The 901-nt window shown below is 50.5% G+C and carries 2 protein-coding genes; both read left to right on the top strand.

Annotated features, from left to right (window positions below; all coding sequences use genetic code 11):
- Positions 1-220: 220 nt before the first annotated feature.
- Positions 221-544, top strand: coding sequence for a LapA family protein (locus tag ACTHS3_RS15515; RefSeq protein WP_004521063.1), 324 nt, complete (start codon positions 221-223; stop codon positions 542-544).
- A 25-nt stretch (positions 545-569) separates the two neighbouring features.
- Positions 570-901, top strand: a 332-nt coding sequence (locus ACTHS3_RS15510) for a tetratricopeptide repeat protein (RefSeq protein ID WP_440368442.1), incomplete at its 3' end; no start/stop codon positions are given.

The raw sequence follows: 901 nt of genomic DNA, 5'->3' as shown, positions 1-901 counted from the left end.
TGCTCATGATGATTGCCTTTCTTATTCTGATTTGTAAGATAATAACTAAAGACTGAACAATACGCCTTTCAATATGGGTTTGACAAGTACCCGTCAGCATAAAGACACCATCTCCCCTGCCGTCTGAAACATGCCGTTCTATCCGAAATCCGGCAAATCGTTTAAACTGATACCATTTTTCAGACGGCCTGCCCCAACCGCAGCCAACCCGGAGTAACCCATGAAACTCATCTATACCATCATCAAAATCCTGATTCTTCTTGTTTTCCTCCTGCTGGCCATTACCAATACCCACACCGTATCCTTCTTCTACCTGCCCGGCCAAAACATCAATCTGCCGCTAATTGTCGTGCTTTTCGGTGCATTTATTATCGGTATCGTGTTCGGTATGTTTGCCCTCTTCGGCCGTCTGCTGTCCCTGCGCAGCGAAAACAACCGCCTGCGTGCCGAAGTGAAAAAATACGCCCACCTTTCCGAAAAAGACCTGACCCCGGTCAAAACCGAAACACCGGCAACGACTTCCGAAGCCACTCCCAAAGCGTAATGCCACCAATCAATAAAGGAATACCATGGACAACGAATTGTGGGTCATCTTACTGCCCATCGTCCTCCTCCCCGTTTTCTTCGCTATGGGCTGGTTTGCCGCGCGCGTCGATATGAAGACCGTCCTGAAACAGGCTAAAAGCATACCGGCAGGGTTTTACAAAAGCCTTGACGCCCTCGTTGACCGCAACAGTGGCCGCGCCGCGCGCGAATTGGCGGAAGTGATTGACCAACAGCCGCAGTCATACGACTTAAACCTGACCCTAGGCAAGCTCTACCGTCAACGCGGCGAAAACGACAAAGCCATCAATATGCACCGCGCCCTGCTCGATTCGCCCGACACAGTCAACGAAAAACG

The sequence above is a fragment of the Neisseria sp. P0009.S007 genome (genome assembly GCF_051962515.1).
The sequence above is the reverse complement of the archived record's forward strand: the minus strand, read 5'-3'. Positions and strand labels throughout refer to the sequence as shown.